This is a genomic window from Nonomuraea roseoviolacea subsp. carminata (genome assembly GCF_024172185.1).
GTDB classification, from domain to species: domain Bacteria; phylum Actinomycetota; class Actinomycetes; order Streptosporangiales; family Streptosporangiaceae; genus Nonomuraea; species Nonomuraea roseoviolacea.
On record NZ_JAMZEC010000001.1, the window covers coordinates 7,944,806 to 7,970,826 of the forward strand.

20 protein-coding genes are annotated in these 26,021 nt (G+C 75.7%); 13 read left to right on the forward strand and 7 right to left on the reverse strand.

The genetic code is table 11. The features are described 5' to 3' along the window. Positions 1–80: 80 nt before the first annotated feature. The 3 genes from HD595_RS36860 to HD595_RS36870 all read right to left on the reverse strand — a co-directional run bounded on the left by HD595_RS36860 (position 81) and on the right by HD595_RS36870 (position 4,918). The gene (locus HD595_RS36860; protein ID WP_253777393.1) at positions 81–1,949 is read right to left on the reverse strand and encodes a bis-aminopropyl spermidine synthase family protein; all 1,869 of its coding nucleotides are present in this window, start codon (positions 1,947–1,949) and stop codon (positions 81–83) included. Positions 1,950–2,011: 62 nt separating this feature from the next. Then, on the reverse strand, positions 2,012–3,286 hold the full coding sequence (locus HD595_RS36865; protein ID WP_253777395.1) for an aminotransferase class III-fold pyridoxal phosphate-dependent enzyme: 1,275 nt from the start codon (positions 3,284–3,286) through the stop codon (positions 2,012–2,014). An 81-nt stretch (positions 3,287–3,367) separates the two neighbouring features. Continuing rightward, positions 3,368–4,918, reverse strand: coding sequence for a GMC oxidoreductase (locus HD595_RS36870; protein WP_253777397.1), 1,551 nt, complete (start codon positions 4,916–4,918; stop codon positions 3,368–3,370). Between the two features lie 307 nt (positions 4,919–5,225). Here HD595_RS36870 and HD595_RS36875 point away from each other — a divergent pair, with 307 nt between their 5' ends. The 11 genes from HD595_RS36875 to HD595_RS46990 all read left to right on the forward strand — a co-directional run bounded on the left by HD595_RS36875 (position 5,226) and on the right by HD595_RS46990 (position 17,044). After that, complete coding sequence (locus tag HD595_RS36875; RefSeq protein ID WP_253777399.1) at positions 5,226–6,278, forward strand: streptomycin biosynthesis regulator; 1,053 nt, start codon at positions 5,226–5,228, stop codon at positions 6,276–6,278. Continuing rightward, positions 6,266–8,122, forward strand: coding sequence for a condensation domain-containing protein (locus HD595_RS36880; RefSeq protein WP_253777401.1), 1,857 nt, complete (start codon positions 6,266–6,268; stop codon positions 8,120–8,122). The genes HD595_RS36875 and HD595_RS36880 overlap by 13 nt, the downstream gene beginning before the upstream one ends. Continuing rightward, positions 8,119–9,051 carry a hypothetical protein gene (locus tag HD595_RS36885; protein WP_253777403.1) on the forward strand — a complete coding sequence of 311 codons (933 nt, stop codon included), beginning with the start codon at positions 8,119–8,121 and terminating at the stop codon, positions 9,049–9,051. The genes HD595_RS36880 and HD595_RS36885 overlap by 4 nt, the downstream gene beginning before the upstream one ends. A 5-nt stretch (positions 9,052–9,056) precedes the next feature. After that, a complete protein-coding gene (locus tag HD595_RS36890) occupies positions 9,057–9,347 on the forward strand; it encodes an acyl carrier protein (protein ID WP_253777405.1) in 291 nt (96 codons plus the stop codon). Then, entirely contained in the window at positions 9,344–10,504 is a 1,161-nt protein-coding gene (locus HD595_RS36895; protein ID WP_253777407.1) for an acyl-CoA dehydrogenase family protein, read from the forward strand. Before HD595_RS36890 ends, HD595_RS36895 begins: the two co-directional genes overlap by 4 nt. After that, positions 10,504–11,736, forward strand: a complete 1,233-nt coding sequence (locus HD595_RS36900; RefSeq protein ID WP_253777409.1) for a glycosyltransferase family 4 protein — start codon at positions 10,504–10,506, stop codon at positions 11,734–11,736. Before HD595_RS36895 ends, HD595_RS36900 begins: the two co-directional genes overlap by 1 nt. Continuing rightward, complete coding sequence (locus HD595_RS36905; RefSeq protein ID WP_253777411.1) at positions 11,733–12,662, forward strand: PIG-L deacetylase family protein; 930 nt, start codon at positions 11,733–11,735, stop codon at positions 12,660–12,662. Before HD595_RS36900 ends, HD595_RS36905 begins: the two co-directional genes overlap by 4 nt. Positions 12,663–12,717: 55 nt before the next feature. Beyond that, positions 12,718–13,629, forward strand: coding sequence for a phytanoyl-CoA dioxygenase family protein (locus HD595_RS36910; RefSeq protein WP_253777413.1), 912 nt, complete (start codon positions 12,718–12,720; stop codon positions 13,627–13,629). A 74-nt stretch (positions 13,630–13,703) separates the two neighbouring features. Continuing rightward, positions 13,704–14,225: a GNAT family N-acetyltransferase gene (locus tag HD595_RS36915; protein WP_253777415.1), complete on the forward strand. Its 522-nt coding sequence runs from the start codon at positions 13,704–13,706 to the stop codon at positions 14,223–14,225. A 36-nt stretch (positions 14,226–14,261) separates the two neighbouring features. Then, on the forward strand, positions 14,262–15,230 hold the full coding sequence (locus tag HD595_RS36920; RefSeq protein WP_253777417.1) for a phytanoyl-CoA dioxygenase family protein: 969 nt from the start codon (positions 14,262–14,264) through the stop codon (positions 15,228–15,230). Next, the gene (locus tag HD595_RS46990) at positions 15,227–17,044 is read left to right on the forward strand and encodes an ABC transporter ATP-binding protein (RefSeq protein ID WP_253777419.1); all 1,818 of its coding nucleotides are present in this window, start codon (positions 15,227–15,229) and stop codon (positions 17,042–17,044) included. The genes HD595_RS36920 and HD595_RS46990 overlap by 4 nt, the downstream gene beginning before the upstream one ends. A gap of 12 nt (positions 17,045–17,056) precedes the next feature. Here the strand turns inward: HD595_RS46990 and speB are convergent, their stop codons facing one another. Further along, complete coding sequence (gene speB / locus HD595_RS36930; protein WP_253777421.1) at positions 17,057–17,908, reverse strand: agmatinase; 852 nt, start codon at positions 17,906–17,908, stop codon at positions 17,057–17,059. Positions 17,909–18,148: 240 nt separating this feature from the next. Here speB and HD595_RS36935 point away from each other — a divergent pair, with 240 nt between their 5' ends. Both HD595_RS36935 and HD595_RS36940 read left to right on the forward strand, forming a co-directional pair. After that, entirely contained in the window at positions 18,149–19,351 is a 1,203-nt protein-coding gene (locus HD595_RS36935) for a YcaO-like family protein (RefSeq protein ID WP_253777423.1), read from the forward strand. Then, positions 19,348–21,087 (forward strand): TfuA-like protein, encoded by a 1,740-nt coding sequence (locus tag HD595_RS36940; protein WP_253777425.1) that lies wholly within the window; start codon positions 19,348–19,350, stop codon positions 21,085–21,087. The genes HD595_RS36935 and HD595_RS36940 overlap by 4 nt, the downstream gene beginning before the upstream one ends. On the opposite strand, the gene HD595_RS36945 is transcribed toward HD595_RS36940, so the two are convergent. From HD595_RS36945 to HD595_RS36955, 3 genes are read right to left on the reverse strand one after another with little or no spacing between them, the layout of a single operon-like run. Continuing rightward, the gene (locus HD595_RS36945; RefSeq protein WP_253781479.1) at positions 21,059–22,636 is read right to left on the reverse strand and encodes a hypothetical protein; all 1,578 of its coding nucleotides are present in this window, start codon (positions 22,634–22,636) and stop codon (positions 21,059–21,061) included. The two genes, HD595_RS36940 and HD595_RS36945, sit on opposite strands and share 29 nt — an antisense overlap. Then, positions 22,633–24,063: an asparagine synthase-related protein gene (locus HD595_RS36950; protein WP_253777427.1), complete on the reverse strand. Its 1,431-nt coding sequence runs from the start codon at positions 24,061–24,063 to the stop codon at positions 22,633–22,635. Before HD595_RS36950 ends, HD595_RS36945 begins: the two co-directional genes overlap by 4 nt. Continuing rightward, positions 24,060–26,021 carry an alpha/beta hydrolase family protein gene (locus HD595_RS36955; RefSeq protein ID WP_253777430.1) on the reverse strand — a complete coding sequence of 654 codons (1,962 nt, stop codon included), beginning with the start codon at positions 26,019–26,021 and terminating at the stop codon, positions 24,060–24,062. The genes HD595_RS36950 and HD595_RS36955 overlap by 4 nt, the downstream gene beginning before the upstream one ends.

Genomic DNA, 26,021 nt, shown 5'->3' on the forward strand with positions numbered 1-26,021 from the left:
GCTGATCACCGCCGATGCCTGCCACGCGACGTCCCTCGCAGCCGCCGGGTCCTGTCGGAGATGGGCGCGCCGGTCGCCGCTCAGGCTGCGGACTCCGCCGCCCGCAGGGTGGCGCGGATCGCGTCGCCCAGTTCGGTGAGGCGGTGGACGGGGAGTTCGAGCGCGCAGACGCCGTCGGCCCAAGGGGCGGCCCGCAGGACGACATCGCGGGCCTGGCGCTTGGTCAGCCCGGGGTGCGCGCCGATCAGCGCCTCCCGCCAGGTGTTGACCAGCTTGCCGTGGGCCCGCTCCAGGAGCCCGCGCAGCAACCGCCCGGCGGCGTCCTCCGCCGGCGGGCGCCGCACCGCGTCCACGGCGCCGTCCCGGACGGCGAGCTCGTACACCGGTGACAGCGCCCCCGCCAGCCGCGAGACGTCACCCGGCGGCTCGGCGGTGAAGGCGCGGACGTGCCCGGCGCGGGCTGCCAGCAGCAGCCGCGGCAGCGCCGCTTCCAGGCCCGCGGGCACGGCGATCGCCACGCGCTCGGGCGAGGCGGCGTACGGCTTGGCGAGCCAGGTGGCCGGGCGTACCCGCGGCGTGCGCGTCATGAACCCGGCCGGCCACTCGCCCACCAGCAGTTCGGGGGCGAACGCGGCGACCCGCGCCAGCCGCTGCTCGTCGCCGGAGCCTCCCTGGCTCTCCACCGACTGCGGCCCCTGGGTGTAGATGGCGGCGCTGAAGCGCTCCACCCGGGCGGCCACGGCGGGCCGGGACTTGGTGGTGGGCCGCAGGACGTACAGGTCGGCGGCCGAGCCGATGGCCTCCGCGCCGAAATAGCGGTTGAAATCCGGATACATGGCTTCGTAGGCGAGGTTGAGGTCCTGGAGCGCGGCCTGCACCTTCAGCGCCAGCATCGGCGTGCGCTCGCTGGCCCCGTATGCCAGCATCACCCGCCCCTGGTCCGGGTCCCGGAGCCCCTCCACGCACCGGGCGACGAAGAGCCCGATGCCCTCCGGGGTGTACGGCGGGTCGGTCACGGCCACGTCCGCGTACCCGTGGAGCGACGGCGGCAGGCTGAGCCGCAGGTCCGCCCACCGGGTGCGCACCGGCAGGCCCAGCTCGGCCGCGCAGCGGTCGATGTAGGCCAGGATGCGCTCGTCGATGTCGGCCACCGCGACCTCGGCGTCCGGGTAGAGCGACGCGACGGCGAGCGAGGTCAGGTCGTGGTCGCCGACGCACAGCACCTTCGCCCCGGGCGGCCAGGAGCGCGCTCCGAGCAGCAGGGCCCGCCGCACGACGGTCTCCGGGGTGGCGGAGACGTGGTCCAGCGCCTGCCGGGCGCGCGGGGCTTTCGCGATCAGCCCCGCCATGCGTTCCACCACGTCGGCGTGGGCGGGCAGGAGGTGATCGACCGGGCCGGCCGGGTCGAGCGGGCGGTGCGGGGCGGCGAGCAGGTCGCGGGCCCGCTGCCGGGGCAGCCGGAACCGGTCGCCGGAGCGCTCGGCGCGGACCTCGCGCAGCACGGCCTCGACCGAGCGTCTCGACGTGGCCGCGCGCCGCACCAGGTCGGCGAGCGTCCACCACGAGCCGTCGCCCAGCACGGACAGCACCTCGAACGCGCGCCTGGGGTCCAGACCCGTCGCCGCCGCCAGGGCCCGCACGTCCAGCCCCTCATCGGAGCCCGGTTCTTCACCGGACCGCAGTCCTTCACCGGACCGCAGTCCTTCACCGGACCGCAGTCCTTCACCGGACCGCAGTCCTTCACCGGAGTCCGGCCGCTCGCCGGAGTCCCGGCGCTGGTCCCGGCCCTGATCCAGGGCCTCCTGGTCCCGGTCCCGGTCCTGGCCGCGCTCCGGTGACCGGCCGCCCATCCGGTCACGGACCTGCTCGTCGCCCCGCTTCCGGTCTCGGTCCCGCGCTCGCTCCTTGTCCTGCCGGGTCGCCTGGTCCCGCCGCCGCTCCTGTTTCACAGCGAGAACCCTAACGGGCCGGGCGATCTTCGGTGGGCGCTTCAGCGATCATGAACGTGCGATCACGACCACCAGCGCTCCACCGTCGCGCGGGTGGCGGCGAAGTGGTCGGCGGCGTAGCGGACGGCCGCTTCCGTGCCGTCTCCCCGCGTCCCCGCGCCGTCCCCGGGCAGGGCGCCGGCGGCGGCCTCCAGGAAGCCGGTGACGTCCTCCTCCGTCAGCGCGGCCGACGGCATGAACCGCTGGCCGTACTCCATCGGGTAGCCCTTCTCCCGCAGCGCCGCGAAGAAGCGCCGCCCCAGCTCCGGATCGGCGAAGACGACGTCGAACATGGTCGGCCAGGCCCGCGCCCACGCCGCCACCGACGCCTCCTCGAACAACCGGTCCAGCCCGTGCATGAGCCGCTCGCCCGCCGCCCGCATCGCCGCGATCGCCGCCCCGCCGGCGCTCGCCTCCAGCGTCGCCAGCGCCGCCGCGAACGGGGTGACCTCCCGCTGGTAGGTGTTGCCCAGGTGGGTACGGCGGGCCGCCTCCATGACCGCCGCGCTCCCCGCGACCGCCGACAGGGCGAAGCCGTTGGCCAGGCCCTTGCTCAGCGTGACGAGGTCGGGGACGACCCCGGCGGCGGCGTGGTAGCCGCCCCAGGCGTAGCGGAAGCCGGTCATGACCTCGTCCACCACGAGCAGCCCCCCGTGGGCGCGGGTGACGCGCTCGACCTCGCGCAGGAACTCCGGGGGGAAGACGTTGACCTCGGGAGTCACGATCACGGCCGCGAGGTCGCCGCGCTCCCGCGCCAGCCGGTCGAGCACGTCCAGGTCGTAGCCGAAGTCGGCGGTGTCGGGGTCGCGGTCCGGCAGCCCCATCTCGGGGCGGTACTGGAGCTGCCAGTCGTGCCAGCCGTGGTAGCCGGAGGTGAGCACCGTCCGGGCGCCGGTGTGCAGCCGGGCCACGCGGACCGCCGCGGTCGTGGCGCACGACCCCGTACGGAAGAACTCGACGGACTCGGCGCACGGGAAGATCTCCACGATCCGGTCGGCCACCTCCGCGCGCAGGGGTGAGCTGGCCTCCGGCAGGATCCCGCCCCGGTGCAACTCCGCGACCGCGGCGTCCACCACGGGCCGGTACCCGGCGCCGAGCGGCGCGGCGCCGGAGCAGGACGACAGGTCCACGTGGCAGCGCCCGCCGGTGTCCCACACCCGCGCGCCCGAAGCCCGCTCGAACACCGGCCCCGGGACGGGCCTCGCCAGCGACGTCCCCCGAGTGTCACTGCGGGGGCGGGTCGCGGTGTCCGGCGCGGGCGGTGCCACGGTCGTTTCGGTGGACGCTGTACGGGCCATGGGTTCTCTCCCTCGGGTCGCGGATGGCGCTCGGTGCGAGGTCGGGTCGGAGGGGACGAGGCGGCACAGGGGGACCCGCGCTCAGACGGAGGCCGTGGCCAGGTCGCGGGCGATGCGCCGGGCGATGCGGGCGGCGTTGGCGAGGATGGTGAGCGTCGGATTCACCCCTCCCGGATACGGAAAGAATCCGCCGTCCACCACATAGACGTTCTCCTGGTCGTGAATCCGGCCGTCCGCGTCGACGACGGAGGTCCGGGGATCGTCACCGGCGCGGCACCCTCCGTGCAGGTGACGGCTGCCGCGCTCATATCCGGAGGCTTCGCGCCGGATATGAGCGGCGCCGGCGCTGACGAGAAGCTCGGTGGCCCGTTCGGCGAGGTATTCGAGCCGTGCCTCATCTAATGGGTGTGTTTCGTACTCCATTAGCAGTTTTTCGGTACCGAGGGCGTTTTTCCGGTTCGACAGGCGTACCCGGTTGCGCCACATCGGCTGGTCGGCGGCGAGGTAGTGCACCCGCAACGGCATTTCCCCGTCGCGGGGCGCGCGGTCGGCGGGACTGGCCTCGTACAGGATGCCGCCCAGGCCGCCGGGGCACGCCGGGTCGAGGTAGTGGTCGGAGAAGGCGACGGTCGAGAACGGCCCGCCGGCGCCGTGGCCGGTCGCGGCCGGGGCGGCGACCGTGCCCGCGACGTACCCGCTGACCTTGAAGCACAGCCCGCGTCCCACCACGTCGTGGCGGTTGCCGAGCCCCGACGGCGACCAGCGGGTGGGCGAGCGCAGGAGCAGCGCCGAGGACTGCACGGCGTTGCCCGCCAGCACCACGCACCGGGCCCGCGTCGTGCGCCGCACCCCGGCGCGCCCGTCGAGCCACTCGACCGCGTCCGCCCGGTCGCCGGACGAGGCGTGCACGCGCAGCGCCCGGCTCTCCGTCGCGACCACCAGCGAGCCGTCCTCGGCGGCCGGGTCCAGCAACGTGGCGACCAGGTCGGCCTTCGCCCCGGTCGGGCAGGCGTGCTCGTTGCACGGGCCGCAGCGGTGGCAGGCCGGACGTCCGCGGTACGGCGCGGAGTTGATGAGCAGCGGCGTGGGGAACGGCCGCAGGCCCAGGCGGCGGCCGGCGCCCGCGAGGAGCAGGCCGGGCGGGCTGTAGGGGTGCGGCGGCAGCGGCGGGTCGTCGCCGTCGGGTTCGAGCGGGTCGGCGCCCCGCGCGCGGGCCACGCCCATGAGGCGTTCCACCGCGTCGTAGTGCTCGCGCAGGTCCGCGTACGCCAGCGGCCAGCGCGGGTCGAGGGCGTCGTCGGCGACGTGCTTGCGGGCGTCGAGGTCGACGTGCCTGAGCCGGAAGCCGATGCCGGCGAACAGCCCCATCCCGCCGCCCAGCCCCCGCGCCGACCACGGCCGCCCGGCGGGGACCGGCCGGCCGGCCCCGGCGCGCACGAGCGCGGGCTCCCAGCCGGGTTCGAGCGCGTCGAGCGTCGCGCCGGGGCCGATCCTGCCGCCCTCTTCCAGCAGCAGCACCCGCAGACCGGCACGGGCCAGCAGGTGAGCCGTGACGGCGCCGCCCGGGCCGCTGCCGACGACGCACACATCGGCCGACCGATAAAGGACCGTGGCGTCCCGCGAGGCGTTCACCCGCCGCTGGGGAGCATCATTTTTCGCAATGGCCACAGGCTAGCAACGAACCCGCCGATCACGTCAAACAGCGAAATATTACTTGTTGTCACTATTGCGTGACAGAAAGAATGTGATTGAACAGCCAATCAGTGGCACGTGACAAAAGCTGCGTTATGGACTAACCGGATCTTGTGTGCTCTCATATGACCCCTTGCAAGCCGTCGTTCCCCGACACGGGCTCGCACCGGTGGCCGTCTCACACTTCGGGGGGAATGTGGGAGTTCAGTCAGACTGCGAAAGTAGTGAACCGCATCAGGTGTACGCGGTGCACATCAAGCTTCTGAAAAGGGGAGACTCGCCGCGCGTCCTCGGAATGGACGACGACCACGTCCGCCGCCTGGCGGAGGCCGACACGGAGCTCCCGCCCATCCTTGTCCACCGCGCGACCATGCGGGTGATCGACGGGATGCACCGCCTGGGCGCGGCCGTCCTCAACGGCCGCCAGATGATCGACGTGCGGTTCTTCGAGGGCAGCGACGAGGCCGCGTTCCTGGAGGCGGTGCGGGCCAACACCACGCACGGACTGCCGCTGTCGCTCCAGGACCGCCGGGTGGCCGCGCTGCGCATCCTCGACTCCCGTCCGGGCATGTCCGACCGGGCGATCGCCGAGGTCACGGGCCTGTCGGCGAAGACGGTGAGTGGGCTGCGCCGGTGCTCGACCGCGGATTCTCCACAGTTGAACACCCGCGTCGGCAAGGACGGGCGGCGCCGCCCGCTGAACGCCGAGGAGGGTCGCCTGCGCGCCGCGCGTGTGATCGCCGCCAACCCGGACGCGTCCCTGCGGAAGATCGCCCAGGACGCCGCCGTATCGGTCGGCACCGCCCACGCCGTGCGCCAGCGGATCCGGCGCGGCGAGGACCCCCTGGCGCCGCGCGTGGCGGAACGCCTCGCAAGCGCCCCGGGAGGCGCCGACGGGACGGTGACGCCGGGGGCCGCGCTGAGCGACCCGCGCGACGGGATGCGGGGGGCCGCCGGGACGGCCGCCGAGGCCGCCGTCGCGCGACGGCGGCACACCGACCAGAGAGCCGACGCGCTGCTGCGGCTGCGCTCGCTCCAGCGCGACCCGTCGCTGCGGCTGTCGGAGGCCGGGCGGCATCTGCTGCGCTGGATGCACAGCCACGTGGTCGCCAAGAACATGCGGTCGGACCTGCTGGACGCCGTGCCCTCGCACCTCGCGCCCATCGTGGCCGACATGGCGCTGCAGTGCGCGGAGATCTGGAGCGACTTCGCCCACGACGTCCAGGAACGGCTGCGCGAGCAGTCCGAGCAGGAGCCGACGTCCCGTACCAGGACAGGGGAGCGGTCGTGGAACGGCTGACCCGGCGCACCGTGCGGTTCGCCGGGCAGAGCACCGGCTCCGGGCCGGCCACATGCGGGCAGGTGTCGATGTGGCTGGACATCACCGACAAGGACCCGGGCGAGGCGTTCTTCAACCCCTCCGGCGAGGTGGAGCTGCCGTCCGGGCTGACGGTCGAGGACGTGCTGGACGAGCTGGGCGCGCTGGTGTGCCGCCACGAGTCGCTGCGCACCTTCCTGACCGAGGACGCCGGGGGGCTGACCGAGGGCGACGGCGGATTGGCCGAGGGCGACGGAGGCCGGCTGACCCAGACGGTGACCGGCTCGGGCGAGCAGCCCGTGTGGCTCGCCGACCTCGACTCCGGGGGCTGCCCGGCAGAGGACGGAGGGCTGTGGGAGGCGATCGCGGAGCGGCGGGCGGTGGTGGAGCGGCTGCCGTTCGACCTGGCCGCCGAGCTGCCCCTGCGCCCCACGCTCTTCCACCGGTCGGGCGAGCCGCTGGCCGTCCTGCTGAGCGTGGCGCACACGGCGGCCGACGGCACCGGGGTGCGCAATCTCGTCGCGGACCTCGCCGCGATGACCGAGGCCCGCGCCAAGAGCCTGGACCGGCCGCCCCCGCCCGCCGCCCGGCAACCGCTGGAGCAGGCCCGCTACGAGACCTCGCCCGAAGGGGCCCGGCGGCTCGCGAAGGCGCTGGAGTTCTGGCGCTCCAGGCTGGCGGTGGTGCCGCGCACGATGTTCCCCGCGGAGCCGTCGGCGCTCCCGGGGGAGCGGTCGATCCCGCCGGCGTCCGACGGCCGCCCGCCGGACGCGTCGCCCTACCACGCGGCGGTGCTCTACTCGCGCGCCGCCGACCTCGCGCTGAACCTCCTCGCCGCCCGGCTCGACGTCAGCGGCACGGCGGTCCTGCTCGCGGCCACGGGGCTGGCGCTCGGCGCGTACACCGGCATGCCCACGCTGGCCGCGCGGCTCATCTGCGCCAACCGCGTCCAGGAGGCGGAGCGGCGCGCGGTCGCCTGCATGATCCAGGGCGCGCTCGTCTCGCTCGACCTCGGCGGGGAGAGCTTCGGCGAGGTGGCCCGGCGCGCCTGGACGGCCTCCGTCCGCGCGTACCGCGACGGCCTGTACGACAAGCGCGAGCTGCGCCGGATCATCCGGGAGACCGAGGAGCGGCGCGGCGTCCGGCTCGACCTGTCGTGCGTGGTCAACGACATGCGCGAGGAGATGCGCCCGGACCGTCGGCTGGCCGCCCACCGCCCCGGCTCCACCGAGGAGGCGGCCGTGCGCGCCGCGACGCGGGACAGCGTGTTCCGGCCGGAGCCGGCGGTGGAGAAGGAGAAGTTCGCCCTGTACGCGGAGGACACCCCCGAGACGGTGCGGCTGACCCTGCACGCCGACTCGCGGCACCTCGACGCCGCCGCCGTGCGCGCCGTGCTGTTCGGCGTCGAGCGGCTGCTGGTCGAGGCGGCGTTCGGGGAGGTGCGTCCGGAGGAGGCGGGCCGGGTGGCGGGGATCGCCGCTCCCCGCCGGGAGGGGCGATGGCTGTGGCACGAGGGCTGCTGGACGGACCTCGACGCGGTCGCCGCGCTGCTCACCGACGCCCTCGCCCCTCGCCTCGGTGCCGGTTCACGCGATCCCGAAACCCCGGGCGTGACGGGCGTCGGGGTGGAGGTGGAGCGGGACGCGGACGGCGAGCCGCGGATCGTCGCGCACCTCTGGCCCGACGGCGACGGCCTCACCGCCGAGGACGCGCGCGCGGCCTGCATGGCGGCGCTGCCCGGCCGGCAGACCGCGGTGGCCCCCCACCGGTACGTCATCCACGACCCCGCCGGGACGGGGCCCGCCCGAGGGGCGGCCCTCGCGTGAACGTCCACCCCGAGCAGGACGCCGGGCGGGCGCACGACATCGCGCGGCCGGAGGACATGCGGCTGGAGGACACCGTGCGGGCATTGCGGCTCGTCCCCGACGACGCCCGCGGCTTCGACGTGCCGTGGGCCGACGCCGAGCGCGACTACAACCTCCCCCCGGACGTACTGCGCCTGATGCTGGCCGAAGGACTGGGCCGCCCGAGCGGCTTCGACCACTTCGACCTGCTCAACGTCTCGCTCGACATGGGCGTGCGGTCGCTGTGGACGTTCGGCCCGGCCTCCTGGGCGAAGGGGCTGCGCGCACCCGCCGGGAGCGTCGTCCGCGCCGAGATCGAGTACGTGCCCGAGTGCGCCCACGAGCCCGGCGAGGACGAGGACTGCGCCTTCCAGGTCCTGCTGCCCGGCGGCTGGACCCCGTGCCCCCAGGGGACGGCGGTCGCCCGCTTCGAACTGCCCGTCACGTGGCCCGGGCCGGAGCCGCGTGCCGCGGAGCTGCTGGAGGAGTTCGGCCGGGTCAGGTTCGTCCGCCTGCCCATGACGGTCGGGCTGGACCTCGACTTCATCGGCCGCACCGGCGTCGCGGACTGCACGGGCGGCTCGCTCTTCCTCGTGCGCGAGGGCCGCCGGCGCGGCCTGCCGATCCGGCTGGCCCAGGGCGTCATCCTGTCGCCGCCCTTCTCCGTCCTGCACTACTGGGCGGAGATCGAGAACGACGGGCTGTGGGTGCCGCACGACCCGCTGATCGTGGGGGCGATGCTCCGCTGGGGCCTGCTCGACCCCGCCGAGTGGGACGTACGGCGCTCGACCGGGGCCGTCCTCGCCCGCGTCTCGGGGGAGATGGGGCCGATGGGGCTGGACGCCGGACGCCCGGCCGGGGTGTCCTTCGCGACCACAGTGCGGACCGTACCGATCGGATCGAGAGGATGAGCGCGGTGCCTGCGAGAGCCGTACACGGCGACGAGCGAACCCCCGTGGAGCGCAGGCTGCGCGAGCTGCTGGCCCGCAGGTCGGTGCTGCCCGGCGTCATCGAGTCGGTCGACGCCGGGGCCGACCTGTGGGAGCTGGGAATGGAGTCGCTGGCCATGGTCGGCGTCATGGTCGCCGTCGAGGACGAGTTCGGCGTCGAGTTCCCGGACGAGCTGCTCACCCGGGACACGTTCCGTTCGCTGGCGGTCATCACGGACGCGGTCGTGAGCCTCACGCGGGAGGAGGGTCCCGCATGACCGAGGCGATCTGCCGGGAGCTGGCCTCCGGCGTGCTGGCCGAGCACGCGGCCGAGGTGGACAGGGACGCCCGATTCCCCAAGGAGGCGCTGGCCGCCCTGCGCTCCCACGGCCTGCTCTCGGCGGCCGCCCCGGCCGGGCAGGGCGGGCTCGGCGCGGACGTGCCCGCGCTCGCCCGCATGGCCGCCCGCCTGGCGCGCGGCTGCGGCTCCACGGCGATGATCTGGGCGATGCACCAGGTGCAGCTCGCCTGCCTGCTCGCCTCCGACGCGGGGCCAGAGCTGGGTGCGGCCGTGAACCGGATCGTCCGCGACCAGCTCCTCGTCGCCTCGGCCACCAGCGAGGCGGGCGTCGGCGGCGCGCTACGCCGGAGCGCGTGCGCGGTCGAACGCGACGACCCCTCTCCGGCGGCCCGTCCGGACGCCGGCGAGCCCGCGTCCACGGCTCGTCTCGACAAGCACGCCACCACCGTCTCGTACGGGCTGGAGGCCGACGCGCTGCTCGTCAGCGCGCGCCGGGGACCTGACTCCCCGCCCGGCGACCAGGTCGCCGTGCTCCTCGACGCCGCGGACGCGAGCCTGGAGACGCTGGGCGGCTGGAACCCCCTCGGCATGCGCGGCACGTGCAGCCCCGCCCTGCGGATCCGCGCCGCGTTCGCGGACTGGCGGATCCTGCCGGTGCCGTTCGGCGACCTCGTGGCCCGGGTGATGACGCCGCTGTCCCACGTCCTGTGGTCCGGTGTCTGGTACGGGCTCGCCGCCGAGGCCGCCGACCGGGCCGCCGCCCACGCGCGCGGACGCGCCGGGACCGGCTCCCCTCCCAGCGGCGCCCTGGCCGAGATGCGCTGGCGGCTGTCCGCCGTGGAGGCGCAACTCGCCGAGGCGGCGCGGGCGGCGCAGGCGGTCCTGACCGGGGCCGCGGAGCCGACCGTCGCCTTCACCCTCCTGGTCAACTCGCTCAAGCTGGCCGCCTCGCAGGTCGCGGTGGACGTCGCGCTGGCCGCCCTACGGGTGTGCGGGATGGCGGGCTACTCCGAGGACGGTCCCCACTCCGTGGCCCGGCTCGTACGCGACCTGCTGTCCGCCCCCCTGATGATCGGCAACGAGCGGCTGGTCGCCATCAACGCCGAGCTGGCCCTCGTGGCCCGGGACCGGTGATGGCCGGGACCTGGGCGCACGTCCTGCCGCCCGGCGAGGTCTACTCCCCGGCCAGCGGCGGCTCCCTCGGCACGGTCGCCGCCGAGCTGACCCGCGAGCACGCCCGGCACGGCGGCGCGACCGTGATCGTCGCGGGTCGCGGCGCGGAGCACGTGGCGTCCGGGGTGCGGCTGCTCACCTACGACACACCCGGCGAGACGCTGGGGGAGCGTGAGCGGCGCGAGGACGACGAGGCCGCCGCCCGGGGCGGGCCGCGCGCCCACTACGCCCGGTTCGTCCGGCCGGCGCTGGAGGCGCTGCCGCCCGGGTTCGGCGGTCCGATCGTGCTGCACAACGCGGTCGCCGCCGTCCCGGAACTGCGGCGGCTGCGCCCGCGGGCCCGGGTGTGCCTCTACCTGCACGCCGACATGTTCCGGTCGTTCCCGGCGGCCGAACGGGCCCGCGTGGTGGCGGAGGCGGACCTGGTGGTGTGCGTGAGCAGGTTCGTCGCCGAGCGGTTCCTCGACGGGACGGGCCTGCCGCTCTCGGCGGTCGCGGTCGTGCTCAACGGGCATGACCCGGCCCGGTTCCGTCCCGCGTCCCGGCCGCCCGGCGAGGTGCCGGTCGTGCTCTTCACCGGCCGGCTCGCTCCCGAGAAGGGGCCGATGGCGCTGATCAACGCGTGCGTGGAGCTGGCGCGGGCGGGGACGAGGTTCCGGCTGCGGGTGGTGGGCAACGCCGAGCTGCACGCCTCGTCGGCGCCGGACCGGTTCGAGCGGCAGGTCAAGCACCGGGCGTCGCTGCTGGGGGACTTGGTGGAGTTCTCGCCGTTCGTGGACCGGGCCGCCATCGGGGAGGTGTACCGGGAGGCGGACGTTCTGTGCGTGCCGTCGCTGTGCGAGGACGCGAGCCCGCTCGTCCTGACCGAGGGGCTGGCCAGCGGCCTGGCGTGCCTGGCCAGCGCGCGCGGGGGCGTGCCCGAGGTGGGGCGGGACGCGGTGCGTTACTTCGACTACCGGCGGCCGGGCGACCTCGCCCGCCAGCTCGGCCGCCTCCTCCGTGAGCCCGATCTGCGGGCGGGGCTGGGGCGCCGGGGGCTGCGCCGCGCCCGCGACCTGACCTGGGAGAGCCGCTACCGCTTGCTGTGGCCGCGCCTCACGGGCTCGCCCGCCGGGCCAGGGGACTCGTCGTCTGGGGATGCGGAGCCTTCCGGACTCGGGGAGCTTCCCGGAGACGGGGAGGCGCTCCGGTGAGCGGCGCCGGAGCGCCGGTGCTCGTCGTGTCGGCGCATCTCGACGACGCCGTCCTGTCCTGGGGCGGCACGATCGCCGCGCTGACCCGGCGGGGCGTCAGGGTGGTGGTGGTGACCGTGTTCGCCGGGTGCGGCGGCGACCCGATGCCGCCGTTCGCCGCGCTGTACCACTCCTGGTGGCGGCAGGCCGGCGCCGACGCCGACGCCGAGACCCTGATCGGCGCCGCCGCCGACACGGCGGCCGGAGGGATGCGGCTGCGCCGTCAGGAGGACGCGACGGCGTGCGAGGTGCTCGGCGCCGAGGCCGTGCACCTGGACTTCGTCGACGCGCTGTACCGGCGCGACGCGGCCGGCTCGCCGCGCTGCGCCACCGGGGACGACCTGTTCTCCGCGCCGGGCCCGGACGACCGGGCGCTGGAGAAGGCGGTCATCGCCGCGCTGGCCGGCTGGATCGCCCGGCTGCGGCCCGGCGAGCTGCACGCGCCGGCGGCGGTGGGCGGGCACCTCGACCACGTGCTCACCGCGGGCGCGTGCGCCTCGGCGTTGCGCTCCGCCCCGTTCGACGTGCGAGCCCGCTGGTACGAGGACCTGCCGTACGCCCTCGAATCCGCGGACCCCGCGGGTCGCGGCGAAACCGACCCCTCGGACCCTGGCGAGACCGACCTCCCCGGCCCCGGCGAAACGGAGACGGCGCGCCCCGGGGAGGTGGCCGGCCGGGAGGCGCTCGGTCCCGCGGCCGTCTCGCGCCTCACCGGCGACGACTGGCGGCGCAAGATCGAGGCCGCCGCCGCGTACCGGTCGCAGCACCCCATGCTGTGGGACGACGACTGGCCCGACCGGCTGCTCGCGCACGCCCGCGAGATCGGCGGGGGAACGCCGGCCGAGCGCTTCCGCGAGGCCCTCCCGCGCCCGAACGGAGATCATTGACATGCCCGCGAAGCCCGTTGATAGCATCCAGCCCGTCTCCGGAGCCGGAGGTCAGATGGCCGTCGCCAAGAAAGCCCAGAACGCCCAGAACGCCCAGAAAGCCCCGCGAGCCCCGCAGGCCCAGCCGGAATCCCCCGCCCCGCCCCTGCGGACCTTCGACGTCTCGGCCGCGCAGGACGCGTGGCTGCCCGGCGCCTCCGAGGCCCTCGCCGCCGACGGCGCGGTGGTGCTCACCGGCACCGGCCTGGCCGGCCGGGCCCGCGACGTCGGCGCCCGCATGCTGGCCGAGGTCCCGCTGCTGGTCGAGCACCACGAGGACCTGATGGCCTACGACGACGGCCACATGCGGCACCGCCCTCCCGGCGGGCCCGGCGGGCACGCGGCGGCGTTCCTCGGCCACCCCGCCGTGCTCGCCCTCTGCGGCGAGCCGCTGACGTCGCCCCGCGTGATCAGCTACCACGGCCACACCGTGCTGCCCGGGTCGAAGCCGCAGCCGGTCCACGCCGACTGGGAGCCGCTGTGGCCGCGCGCGGTCACTGGCCACCCGCCGTTCATGCTGGCCGTCAACATCGCGCTCGTCGACACCGGCGAGGACAACGGCTCCATCGAGGTCTGGCCGGGCACCCACGCCCTCGCCTCCGAGGACGTCTACCGTCCCGGCTCGCTGTGCGTACGCGAGGAGCTCCTGGAGCAGCGGCGGCGGGAACGGCCGCCCGGCCGGGCCGTGATGAGCGCCGGCGACGTCCTCGTGCGCGACGTGCGCCTGTGGCACCGCGGCACCCGCAACACGACCGGCACGGCCCGCCCGATGCTGTGGCTGCTGCTGGCCGCGCCCTGGCTGCGCGCCGAGCCGTCGGTGCTGCTGGAGACCGCCGTACGCGACGAGGTCGAGGCGCTGCCCCTCGACGTGGCCGCCGACTACGTCGCCCACCCGGTCGGCGCCCTGTCCGGGGACGACGCCGGATGACCGCCACGCGGGCCACCCCGGCCGCCACCATGACGTTTCCGCATCCGCACAGTCCGACCGCCCAGGGAGGCCGCTTGCCGTACGAGGTCCGCCTGATCACCGATCAGGACATCGAGGAGGTGCTCGTGCTGTGGGGCATGAACGCCGGGGAGCACGTGCCCCTGCTGTCCTACGACCGCTGGGGGCCGGGCGTGGCGGTGCCGGCGCGACCCGAGGTGGCGGAGGTGGAGGCGTTCACCCGCGACCCGCTCGACGGCACCCGCGACCTGCTCAAGGCCGCGCTCACCGACGAGCTGTCGTTCTGCCTGGTGGCCGACAACGGGCACGGCCTGGACGGGTTCCTCACCGGGGAGATCCACACCCAGTCCGTCAACGACTTCCGCATCGGCTCGGTCCGCGAGCTGTACGTCCGCCAGGAGGCCAGGCGCCGCGGCGTCGGCTCCGCCCTGGTGGAGGCGGCGATCGCCGAGTTCCGCGCGCGGCGGGCCCGGATGTTCCGCGCCGAGGTCAACCCCGACTGGAAGGACGGCATGGCGTTCTGGCGGACCCGCAGCGCCTGGCTGCAGGACGCCGTGGTGTTCAACCACTACGAATGACCGGCCGAGCCCCTGTTTCACGACACGCCTGGGAGCATGATGAGCCTGACGGACGACGGCGCCGCGGTGGTCGCCGAGGACTCCACGCCGGTCGCCGGCGATCCGGCCGAGCTGCGGCGGCGCCTCCGGGAGCACGGCATGCTCCTGTTCAGGGGCCTGCTGCCGGAGCGCCGGCTCGCCGAGCTGCGCGCCCGCTTCACCGAGGTGCTGCGCCGCCACGACTGGCTCGCCGACGACAGCGGCGGCGGCGCCGCCGGGACGGAGGGGGAGGGACTGCGCCCGGCCGCCAACCGCCGTGACGGCAGCCCCCGCTGGTGGCGCATGTACGAGGACCTGCAGAAGGTCGAGCTGATGCACCGGGCCGCGCACGCGCCCCAGCTCGTCGAGGTGATGCGGGCCGTCCTCGGCAAGCCGCTGCTGAACCACACGCGGCGGCAGGTGAGCCTGGTGCACCCGGGCTTCTGGGTCCCGCCGCACCAGGAGCACACCCACGTCCAGGGCACCCCCGACGTGCTGACCGCCTGGGTGCCGTTCACCCCGTTCCCCGCCGGCCGTGGCACGCTGCGCGTGCTGCGCGAACGCGCCGTGCCCGGGGTGCGGCCCCTGACCGTGCTCGACACCGGCGGCGTCGAGGCCCGGATCGAGCCGGACGAGGGCGACTGGTGGCGCGCCCCCGACCTGGGGCCGGGCGACGTGGTCGTCATGCACGCCCTCGCGACGCGGGCCGTGGACGAGAACGTCACGCCGTACCTGCGCGGCGCCGTCGAGTACCGCTACCAGTCGGCGCGCGAGCCGGTGTGCTTCGCCTCGCTGCGGCCGCACCACTATCCGCGGGTGCCCGGCTGGGAGGAGATCGCGGCCGGCTGGTCGCAGCGGCGCTGGCTGCGGGTCCCGCTGCGGGTGCGGCAGGTGGACTTCCTGCTGCCCGACAACCAGGAGACCTGGCACGAGCTGCTGCCGCACCCGGTGTCGAGGCTCGTCGACGTGGAGCCCGGCCGCACGTGAACCCGTCCGGCCGGGCCAGGACAGGGGGCGGGGCCGGAGCGGCCAGGGTGGCGGTCCGCCTCTGCTTCGAGGCGTCGCCCCGGCTGCTGGTCCTCGTCCTGCTGCTGTCGACGGCCATGTCCGCGCTGCCCGCGGGGCTCCTGCTCATCGTCCGCGAGATCGTCGAGGCGTTCACGCAGCGGCAGGACGGCCGCGCGACGGCGTGGATCCTGGTGCTCGGCGGGCTGACCGCGCTGCGCGTCGCGCTGGGCGCGCTGCTGTCCGTCCGCCGCGAGGAGCTGACCGAGCTCGTCGGCATCACCTCCGAGCAGCGGCTGCTGCGGGTCACCGGCTCCGCGCCGCTGGAGCGCTTCGACGACCCCGAGTGGTACGACGCGGTCGCGCGCGCCCACGACGGCGTGACCTGGCGGCCGGCCGCCATCGCGGGCATCCTCATCGAGTTCGGCGGCCAGGTCGTCTCGCTGGCCGGCATGGTGGGGGTGCTCGCCGTCCTCGACGTCCGGCTCATCGGCCTCGCCCTGCTCGCCGGGGTGCCGCTGCTGGTGCAGCGGCGGCTGGAGGCGCGCGCCGTCTACCTCGCCCGCCGCGGCACCACCGAGCTGGAGCGCCGCCGCGACTACCTCGCCGAGCTGCTCGTCCGCTACGACCTGGCCAAGGACGTGCGCAGCTACGGGCTGGCCGCGCCGTTCACGCGCATGCACGACGACGTCAGCCGGCGCGCGCTGCGGGCCGTCATCGCGGCGAGCCGCCACAGCGTGAGCCGCGGGCTGGTCGCGGGCGTGCTGAGCGCGGTGTGCCTCGTCGTGGCGTACTTCCTCGCCGCCGGTCAGGCGTCGTCCGGCGCGCTGACGGCGGCGGAGCTGTTCCTGGTCTTCACCGCCTTCAGCACCCTGGTCAACAGCACGGTCGACCTGTTCACCATCGTGGTGGACATCGAGGAGCACGCCGCGTACCTGACCGACTTCGTCGCGCTGGCGTACGGGCCCGAGCCGCCCGCGCCCGTCCCCGCCCCCGCACCGGAGAACGCGGCGCCGGGCGGGCCGGTCGCGCCGTTCTCCGGCGCGCCTCCGCGGGTGGAGTTCCGTGGTGTGGGGTACGCGTACGCGGGCGGCCCGCCCGTGCTGCGGGAGGCGTCGTTCACGCTGCTGCCCGGGGAGTTCGCGGTGCTGGTCGGGCGCAACGGGGCGGGCAAGTCCACGCTGGTCAAGCTGCTGCTGGGGCTGCTCGGCCCGGCCACGGGGCGGATCCTCGTCGACGGTGCCGACCTGGCGCGGCTCGACCCGGCGCGGGTGCGGGAGCTGATCGGCGTGCTCTACCAGGAGTACGGGCGCTACGAGTTCACGGTGGCCGAGTCGGTCCGGCTCGGCCGCGCCGACCGGCCGCTGGACCGCGACCGGCTCGGCTTCGCGCTGCGGGCCGGCGGGCTCGACCGGGTCGTCGCCCAGCTCCCGCTCGGCGCGGACAACCCGGTGGGGCGGATGTTCCCCGGGGCCCGCGACCTGTCGGGCGGCCAGTGGCAGCGCCTCGCCCTGGCCCGGGTGCTCTACCGGGACGCGCCGGTCTGGGTGCTGGACGAGCCCACCGCGGCCCTCGACGTGCAGGCCGAGACGGCGCTGATCCAGCGGCTGCGCGCCGAGCGGGGCCGGCGTACGGTCCTGCTCATCACCCACCGGCTGGAGACCGCGCAGGCCGCCGACCGCGTCCTCGTGCTGGACGACGGGGTGCTGGTGGAGCACGGCTCCCACGACGAGCTGCTGGCGCGCGGCGGCAGCTACGCCCGGCTGTACGCCGAGTACGCCGCGGCCCGGACGTGACGGGGCGGGAGATCAGCCCCGGCCGGTCGCCCTGCGCTGGGCCGTGGCGGACAGGAACTCCAGCACGCACCGGTTCGCCACCAGCGCCGTGACGTCGGCGTGGTCGTACGGCGGCGCGACCTCCACCACGTCCAGCCCGACCACGTCGGTGTTGCGGACCAGGTCGCGGATGCCCGCCAGCAGCTCCCTGCTGGTCAGCCCGCCGGGCTCGGGGGTGCCGGTGCCGGGCGCGTACGACGGATCGAGCACGTCGATGTCGATGGAGACGTACACCTTGCCGGTGACGGTGGAGATCACCTGCTGGACGATGTCCGTCAGCCCGGTCTCGTCCACGTCCATCATCGTCCAGTGCTCGACGCCGTGCTCGCCCGCCCAGGCGAACGTCTCGCGGGACGGGCCGTAGCCGCGCAGCCCGATCTGGAACACCTGGTTGGTCAGCCCCTCCTCGATGACCCGCCGCACGGCCGTGGCGTGGGTCAGCAGGCGCTCCGGGCCGCCGTCCCAGGTGTCGGCGTGCGCGTCCCAGTGGACGAAGCTGACCGGGCCGTGCCGGTCGGCCACGGCGCGCAGGACCGGCAGCAGCACCGAGTGGTCGCCCCCGAGCACGACGATCCGGTCGGTCACGGACATGAGCTCCCGCGCCCACTTCTCCGCGGCGTCCAGGTTCTGCTCGTGACGGCCGGGCGTGACGGGCACGTCGCCCACGTCGACGATGCGCAGGTGCTCGAGGACCTCGGTCTCCAGGCCGACGTGGTACAGGTTGCCGGAGATGAGGGCCGACGCCTCGCGGATCGCCGCGGGGCCGAACCGCGCGCCGGGCCGGCCGCCCGTGCCCGAGTCGATGGGGACACCCAGGACGGCCACGTCGCTCGGACGCCCGTCGAATCTGCCGTCACTTGACGAGGGAATGTCATGAAACGTCCGAGAGGGCACTCATATCCCCAATCGCACACTTGTCTCTTCGGTTATCGGTCGGCAGCATAGGTCAAAAGATCACGCGCACAACACCGTCCGGCGGATCACCGAGATCTCCGCCTATCGACGTTTATCGCTATTTATCGCCAGGTGAGGGGAAAGAGCATTTCTCGTTCCGCGTTTGGGGAGTTGTCCGCCCGCTGGGCGGCCGAGCGGGCGCGGCCGATCCGCAAGGCGTACCGCGACGGCACGGACCGCGCGGTCAGCCCCGCCGCGACCCTCGACCGCGTCGCGCCGGCCCTGGAGGTCGCCGGCATCACCCGCGTGGCCAACGTGACCGGCATGGACCGCATCGGCATCCCGGTCTGGTGCGCGATCCGTCCCGCGTCGCGCAGCCTGGCCGTCTCCCAGGGCAAGGGCGTCACCGCGGACGCCGCCAAGGTGTCGGCGATCATGGAGTCGCTGGAGCTGTGGCACGCCGAGACCCACCACCTCCCGCTCCGCTACGACACCTACCGCGCGCTCGCGTCCGCCGGCGAGGCGGTCCTCGACCCCGCGACGCTCGTCCGCTGCCCGTGCAGCGAGTACGCCCCCGACCGCCCGATGCGCTGGGTCCGCGGCTGGGACCTGATCCGGCGCGAGCCGGCGTGGGTGCCGTACGAGGCGGTGCACTGCGACTGGCGGGTGCCGATCGCGCCCGGCGACCACGCCGTGCAGAACGGCTCCAACGGCCTGGCCTCCGGCAACAGCCTCGTCGAGGCGGCGGTCCACGCCCTGTGCGAGCTCGTCGAGCGGGAGGCCATCGTCGCCGCCCAGGACGCCGGCGACCTGCTCGCCCCGCGGCGCAGGATACGGCCCGAGACGATCGCCGACCCCTCCTGCCGGGCCCTGCTCGACCGCTTCCGGCACGCCGGGATCGACGTCCTGGTCTGGGACCTCACGCCGGAGACCGGGGTCCCCGTCTTCAACTGCCTGGCCGTGGAGACCGACACCCCCTGGTACCACCCGCTGCCGCAGACGCAGGGCTCCGGCTGCCATCCCCGCCGCTCCATCGCGCTGTCACGCGCGCTGACCGAGGCGGCGCAGGCCCGGGCCACCGTGATCGTCGGCTCGCGCGACGACATCGGCCGCGACCGGCAGAGCTGGTACTTCGACCCGGAGCAGCGGCGCGCCGTCGCCGACGCCGTCCAGGAGCGGCCCCTGCGGGACTACCAGGACGTGCCCGACGTCGACCACCCGACGATCAACGAGGACCTGGACTGGCTGGTCGCCCGGCTCGGCGCCGCCGGCGCCCCCTCCGCCGTGGTCGTCGACCTGACGATCGACGGCCTGGACCTGCCGGTGGTCAAGGCCGTCGTGCCCGGCCTGCGGTGGCGGCCGTGGGAGGAGTGAACCCCTTCCGCCGGCGGCGGCCGGGACAGGCCCGGGACGAGCGGCCGCCGGTGGTGTTCCTGGGGCCCACGCTGCCCGTCGAGGAGGCCGCCCGCGTCCTGCCCGCCGACTACCGGCCGCCCGCCGAGCTGGGCAGCGTCTACCGCGCCGCCCGCGACCGGCCGCCCGCCATCGGCATCGTGGACGGCTTCTTCGAGCGCGTCCCCGCCGTCTGGCACAAGGAGATCCTCTACGCGCTCTCCCTCGGGATCAGGGTGTACGGGGCGGCCAGCATGGGCGCGCTGCGGGCGGCCGAGCTGGCCCCGTACGGCATGATCCCGGTGGGCGAGGTGGCGGAGCAGTACCGCCGCGGCGCTCTGACGGACGACGACGAGGTGGCGGTGCTGCACGCGCCCGAGCAGGGCGGATACCGGCCGCTGTCGGAGCCCATGGTGAACATCCGGGCGACGCTCGCCGCCGCAGTCCGCGAGCGGGTCATCGGACGGGACGCCGCCGCCGCGCTGACGGCGCGCGCCAAGGCCCTGTACTACCCCGACCGCGACTGGGCGGCGCTGCTCGGCCACGACGGCGCGGACGCCGCCCTCGACGGGCAGCTCGACCGGCTGCGCGCGTGGCTGCCGGCGGGGGCGGTGGACCAGAAGCGGCTGGACGCCGAGCTGCTGCTGGCCGAGATGAGGCGGTGGCTCGACGCGGGAGGCGGGCCGCCTCCGGTGCCGCCCCGCCCGTTCGAGCAGACGGAGAACTGGGGGCAGCTCGTCGTCGCCGACGGCGGGCGGGCCATGAGTGGCGGCCAGGGGCGAGAGGAGTCCGTGAGCGTGAACGGTGACGGCAGGCCGGTGATCCGGGACAGGTCCGAGGCGGGTGCGCCGCCCTCGTCCTTCCGCACGGCCGCCCAGGCGGGCGTCAAGGCGGCGGAGGTGCCGCGGCGCCACGTGTCCGAGTTCGGCGGCGTGCGCGACCTCGAACGGGAACGGCGGCCCGTGCTCGTCGAGGGCGCGCTGGACGGCTGGCCGGCCCTGGAGCGCTGGAACCCCGCCTACTTCCGCGAGAGGACCGGGCGGACGCGGGTGCCCGTCGAGTTCTACCCCTCCGGCTCCTACTACGGCGGCTGGGTGCAGGCGCCCCTGCGCATGGACCGCTACCTCGACATCCTCACCTCGCCCGGCGAGGCCGAACGCTGCTACCTCGCCCAGGTGCCCCTGCTGGACCTGCTGCCGGAGCTGGCGGACGACCTGTCGGTGCCCGGCTGCCTGGCCGGGGCGCCGGAGATGGGGCTCGCGATGTTCCTGGGGAGGGACACGGTGACCGCCCTGCACTACCACAGTAGCCAGCAGGCCCTGCTGTGCCAGGTGAGCGGGGCCAAGGAGGTGCTGCTGTTCCCGCCGGGCGACCACCGGCACCTCGACCACCATCCGTGGTATTCGTACCGGTTCAATTTCAGCCGCATCGATTTCTCGGCCGTCTCCGCCGGGCCGGACTCGCCGCTGAGCCGGACCCGGCCGCTGCGGTGCACCGTGCGCGCGGGCGAGGCGCTTTACATCCCCCTCTACTGGGGGCACCTGGTGGAGGGCCCGGGGACCACGTCGTCGGTGACGTTCTTCTGGAAGCCCACCGCCGGCCGTCCGTGGTGGCCGCCCGCGATGCGGCTGCGGGCGGCCGTGAGCGGCGCCGTGCGGCGGCGGTTCGTCAGCCCCTTCAGCGAGGCGTTCAACCGGCGCTTCGGCCTGGACTGCTGATCCGTACGGCCCCCGCGAGCCACTCTTCCAGGACCGCCAGCCGGGCGAGCACGGCCGGCTCCACCCAGCCGCGGTCCTCACTCGCCAGCAGCCCGAGCTCCCGGCAGATCGGGAATCCGTCCGGCCCGGCGGTGACCGTGCCAGTGATCGTGATCGTGCCCGGGGCCGGCGGCTCGGTGCGGGGCAGCGCGGCGCGGGCCGCCCGGGGCACGAGCCCGGCCGGCAACGCGTTGCGCCGCAGGTAGGGCGTGGGCGGGCGGGTGTCGTAGCGGGCGGCCGGGGGCAGCCGGAGCGCCCACGCGGTGAACATCGGGTCCAGGAACGGCGACCTGCGCGGCACGGCCGCGGCCTCCGCCACGGCGGCCGGGAGCGCTCCGGCGAAGCGGGCCATGCGGGCCAGCACGTACGCGCGGACCGGCTCCCGCTGCCCGGCGAGCCGCCCGGCCAGCCCACGTGCCCAGGCGGCCGTCCACGCCTCCACCCGTTCGCGATGGCACGCCGCGAGGACGTCCGGGGCCGGCCCCAGGGCGTCGGCGAACGGCGCCAGGGCCAGGTGCAGGCCGGCGCCGAACCGGCGCGCCCGCCCGCCGCGGCCCAGCACGGCGGCGGCGTCCGCGAGCGCCCCGGCGGCGCCGTCCGCGCGCCACCGGTCGGCCAGTTGCCGGCCGGCGGCCCCCAGCCCGGCGAGACGGGACGCCGCCGGTGACCCCGCCTGGAGCAGGGGCGGCAGCGCGGGCGGGCCCGCCTGGAGCAGTTCCGCGCAGCCATCGGGGGTGAGGAGGAGCGTCGCGCCGAGCCGCAGGGCCGCGCTCTCGGCCGCCCGCACGAGCGGGGTCCGCCCGAGGTCGGGGGCGACGGGGTTCCACGCGTGCCCGCCGTTCCCGGGCGTCGGCCGCTCACCCGGCGCCGGTGCGCCCGGGACCTCAGGGGTCGTCCCGGCCGAGGGGGCAGGGAGTCGCGGGGCCATCTCGTTCGAGGGGGCAGGGAGTCGAGGAGCCGGCTCGGCCGGGGGAGCGGGGAGTCGAGCGGTCTTCTCGGCCCAGGAGGCCGGGAGCGGGCGGTCGGTCTCGGCCAGGAGGAACCGGTGGCGCCCGCCCAGAGCCGCGAGCACCCGCTGCGTGCCCACGGCGACGCTCGCGCCGTCCGGAGCGGGGTGGTCGGCGACCACGACCGTCACCTCGGCGCCCAGCGACCGCGCCGCCGCGTCGGCCGCCACCAGGAGCGCCGTCGCGCCCAGGCCGCCGTCGTGGAGGACGGCCACCGTGCGGTGGTTCCCGACGGCCCGGCGCACGGCCTCCTCCAGCCGTTCTCCCAGCTCCCGACGGTCCGCCGCCTCCGCGATCGGCGGCTCGCCGCCCGAGAGGCGACCGGAGTGGCCCGTGGCGGGGGGTGGCGCGGCGCCGTCCGCCCAGGGGGACGCGGGGTGGAGGCCCAGCGCCAGCGACGGCCGCGACAGGTACAGCGCGAGCACGTCCACGTCGATCCCGCGAAGCACCCCGTCCGCGTCCACGGACCGGCGGCCGGGCGGGTCCGGGACCGGCCGGCTCACGCGCTCGCCCCGCGCGCCTCGGCGCCGCGCAGCCACAGCTCCACCGCGCTGGCCGTGGCCACCTCGAACGTGTCCCGGCACCGCGTCCGCCAGTCCGGCCGCAGCAGCCCCCGTTCCACGGCCAGTGTCGGCTCCACCCGTGCCAGCCGCCAGTAGCGGGCGTACGACTGCGAGCCGCGCTGCCGGTACGGCGGCAGCACCGCGCCGATCCCGTCCGGGAGCAGGTCGGCGACCAGCCGCTTCCTGCGCAGGTACTCGTTCTCGTACGCCCCCGAGTACCGCACGGCCTGCGGCAGGTGGAAGGCGTACTCCGCGAAGACCGGGTCGTAGTAGGGCGCCGCCTCGGGCAGCCCGGTGGCGGGCACCACGACGTCGTACGGGAACGTCCGGTGGATCATCAGCGCCTCCGCCCACGACGCCCCGGCCTCGGCGGCCACCCGCGCCGACTCCCGCCGGTGGTCGTCCTCCCAGGCGCACGCCCGCTCGTGCATCTCACCGGTGAGCAGCGGGGAGCCCCGCTCCTGGAGCCGCCGCGGCCAGGCGGTCGCCCAGTAGAGGTCGGAGGAGGCGCGGCGGCCGAGCCGGCCTGCCAGCACGGCGACCAGCTCCCGGAGCGGCGGCCCGCCGCCGGCGGAGGCGTCACGCAGGTAGGCCATGAGGTCGCCGGGCGAGCCGGTCCGCAGCACGCGGGCGGCCATGTACCCGGGCGCCTCCAGAAGCTGGTCGGCGCCGCTGCCGTGGAGGAGCACCTGCGCCCCGGCCCCCACGGCGAGCTCGGCCATCCCGCGGTGCAGCCGGGGGAACCCGTCGAAGCGCGGGCCGTGCTCGCACCATTCAGGCTCCGGCCAGCGCCGGGGCGCGGGGTCCACGCGCAGGTGGGGGCAGCGCAGCCCGAGGAACTCCAGCAGCCGGTCCACCACCGTCTTGGGACGGCGGCCGCGGTCGTCGGGGATGTCCATGGTGACGGCGAGCAGGCGCCGCCCGGTGCGGCGGCACACCCGGGCCGTCACGGCCAGCAGGGCCGCGGAGTCCAGCCCGCCGGAGGTGGCGACCGCGACGTGCTCCCGGTCGCCGATGGCCCGCTCGACCGCGGCTTCGAGCCGGTCGCGCAGCTCCCGCGGGTGGGCGTGGCCGCGAGGGCGGGGCGGGGCGTGCCTGACGCGTTCGAGCCCGGACCAGGGCGGGGCCGGGAACAGGTCCGTGCTCAGCGCCGGCCAGGTGAACCAGGTGGCCAGCGCCGCCAGGGAGTACGTGCCGCCGGTCGCCGGCGGGGCGGCGGGCCGCCCGGTGCCGGCCTCCCGGTAGGCCGGGGTGGTGACGAACGGGGACAGCCGGTCCGGCGCCGGGGTGTAGCGGAAGGACGGGGCGGCCTGATCGGCGCGGCCGAGAGCGGCGGGGGAGTGGTCGTGACGCTGGGTGCTGGTCATGTGGGCCTCTCTGCGAGGTGGAACGCGAGCTGGCGGCCCACCACCCGGGCGAGCCGGATCCGGTTGGCCGGGCGGGTGATGCCGTGGCCCTCGCCGGAGAGCACCAGGCAGTGGTGCGGATGGCCGTGCCCGGCCAGCGCGGCGGCCATCGTGGTGGCGTGCGTCCACGGGACGAGCGGGTCGTCGCGGCCGTGCACGAGGAGGACCGGCGTGTGGCAGGCGGCGGCGTGCGTGAGGGGCGAGCGTTCGCGCAGCCGGGCGGCGTCGCGGTCGGGGTCGCCGACCCGGTGCAGGAAGTGCGCCCGCTCGTGGTGGGCCGACCCCCGCACGTGCCGCAGGAACGCGACCAGGTCGGTGGGCGCGCAGACGGCCACGGCCAGCGCGAACGCCTTCGGGCGGGCGGTCGCCGCCATGAGCGCCGCGTACCCGCCGTACGACTGCCCCATGACGGCCACCCGCCCCGGCTGGGCGATCCCCTCGGCGACCGCCCAGCTCAGCGCGTCCTCCAGGTCGTCCTGCATCCCGCCGCCCCAGTCCTCGCGGCCCAGGTCGAGGAAGCGGACGCCGTACCCCTCGGAGCCGCGGAAGTTGACCCGCAGGGAGGCGTAGCCGCGCTCGGCCAGCCACTGCGCCTCGGGGGACAGGCCCCACTCGTCGCGCGACCAGGGGCCGCCGTGCACGAGGAGCACGGTCGGGTACGGCGGCGCGGGGACGCCGGGCGGGGTGACGAGGTAGCCGTCGAGCCTGAGGCCGTCGCGCGCCGGGACGCTCACGGTGGTGGTGGGCGCGAGCCCGCCCCGCGCCGGGCCTGAGGACCCGCGCCCGGCCCACGCCGGGGCGAGCCGCGAGCCGGGCCCGTGACGGGCCGGTACGAGCCGCGCGGCGAGGCCGAGACGCGCCGGGACCAGCCGCGCGGCTAGGCGGGCCGCCGGGCCGGGCGCCCGGGTGTCCTCCGGGACCGGGTGGGCGTTGTCGGCGCGGCGGTCCCACAGCAGGTGCCGGGGCGGCGTCCCGCCGTCGTCGATCCGTACCAGCCAGGTGGCGTTGTCGCGGGTGAGGGCGGTGAGCTGGAGGTCGCCCGGGTGGCGCGCGCCGAGCCGGTCCAGGCCCGCGGCCAGGTCCGGGTCGAGCGCGCGGTGTCCCCGGCGGGTCCCCGACACGAGGGCGAGCTGGGGGAGCCGGGTCACGGGATGCAGCACGACGTCGAGGTCGTGCCCGCCGTCGTCGAGGACGGTGCGCACCGCGCCGGTGCGCAGGTCCAGCAGCCGCACGCCGAGGAACCCGTCCCGGCACGGTGCCCACAGGTAGAGGCCCATGCCGTCCGCCGTGACGTCCACGGGATGCGTGACCAGGGAGCCGGGCGGCGCGGACCGCCACACCTCCCGCCAGCCGGCCCCGTCCGTCGCGTACACCACGAGGGAGCCGTCGTCGTCACGAGCGGTGGCGGCGCGCAGCCGGTCATCGGGATCGCCGAACAGCCGCTGCGGCACGACGCCCTCGGGCACGCGCACGGCCGTCATCACCGGCTCGCGGGCGGCCGGTCCGCCGGGCGTGGACAGCACGTGCCAGGTACGCCGCCCGTCGGCGTCCGCACCGGCCAGGAGCAGGCTGTGCGAGCGCGGCTGGTCGCGGTCCACGACGTGGAACGAGCCGGCCCCCTCCGGCGTCACGTCCGTCGTACGCCCGGCGCCCTCGTCGTACACGACCACCCGGTGCCCCGTAGGTCCCGCCACGACCGCGGCGACGGCGCCGCCCGCGGGCCACCAGGCGTGGTCCACGACCTCGGCCCGGCCGAGCGGGAGCCGTCGCACGCCGTCACCCGGGCGCCACACGAACAGTCCGGGATCCCGCTCGCTCTGCCAGCTCACCGCCCGGCCGTCGGGCGACAGGGCGAGGTGGACGGCCGGCTCGGCGCCGAACCACCGTCGTTCGGCGCCACGCCCGATCAGGCCGCGCAT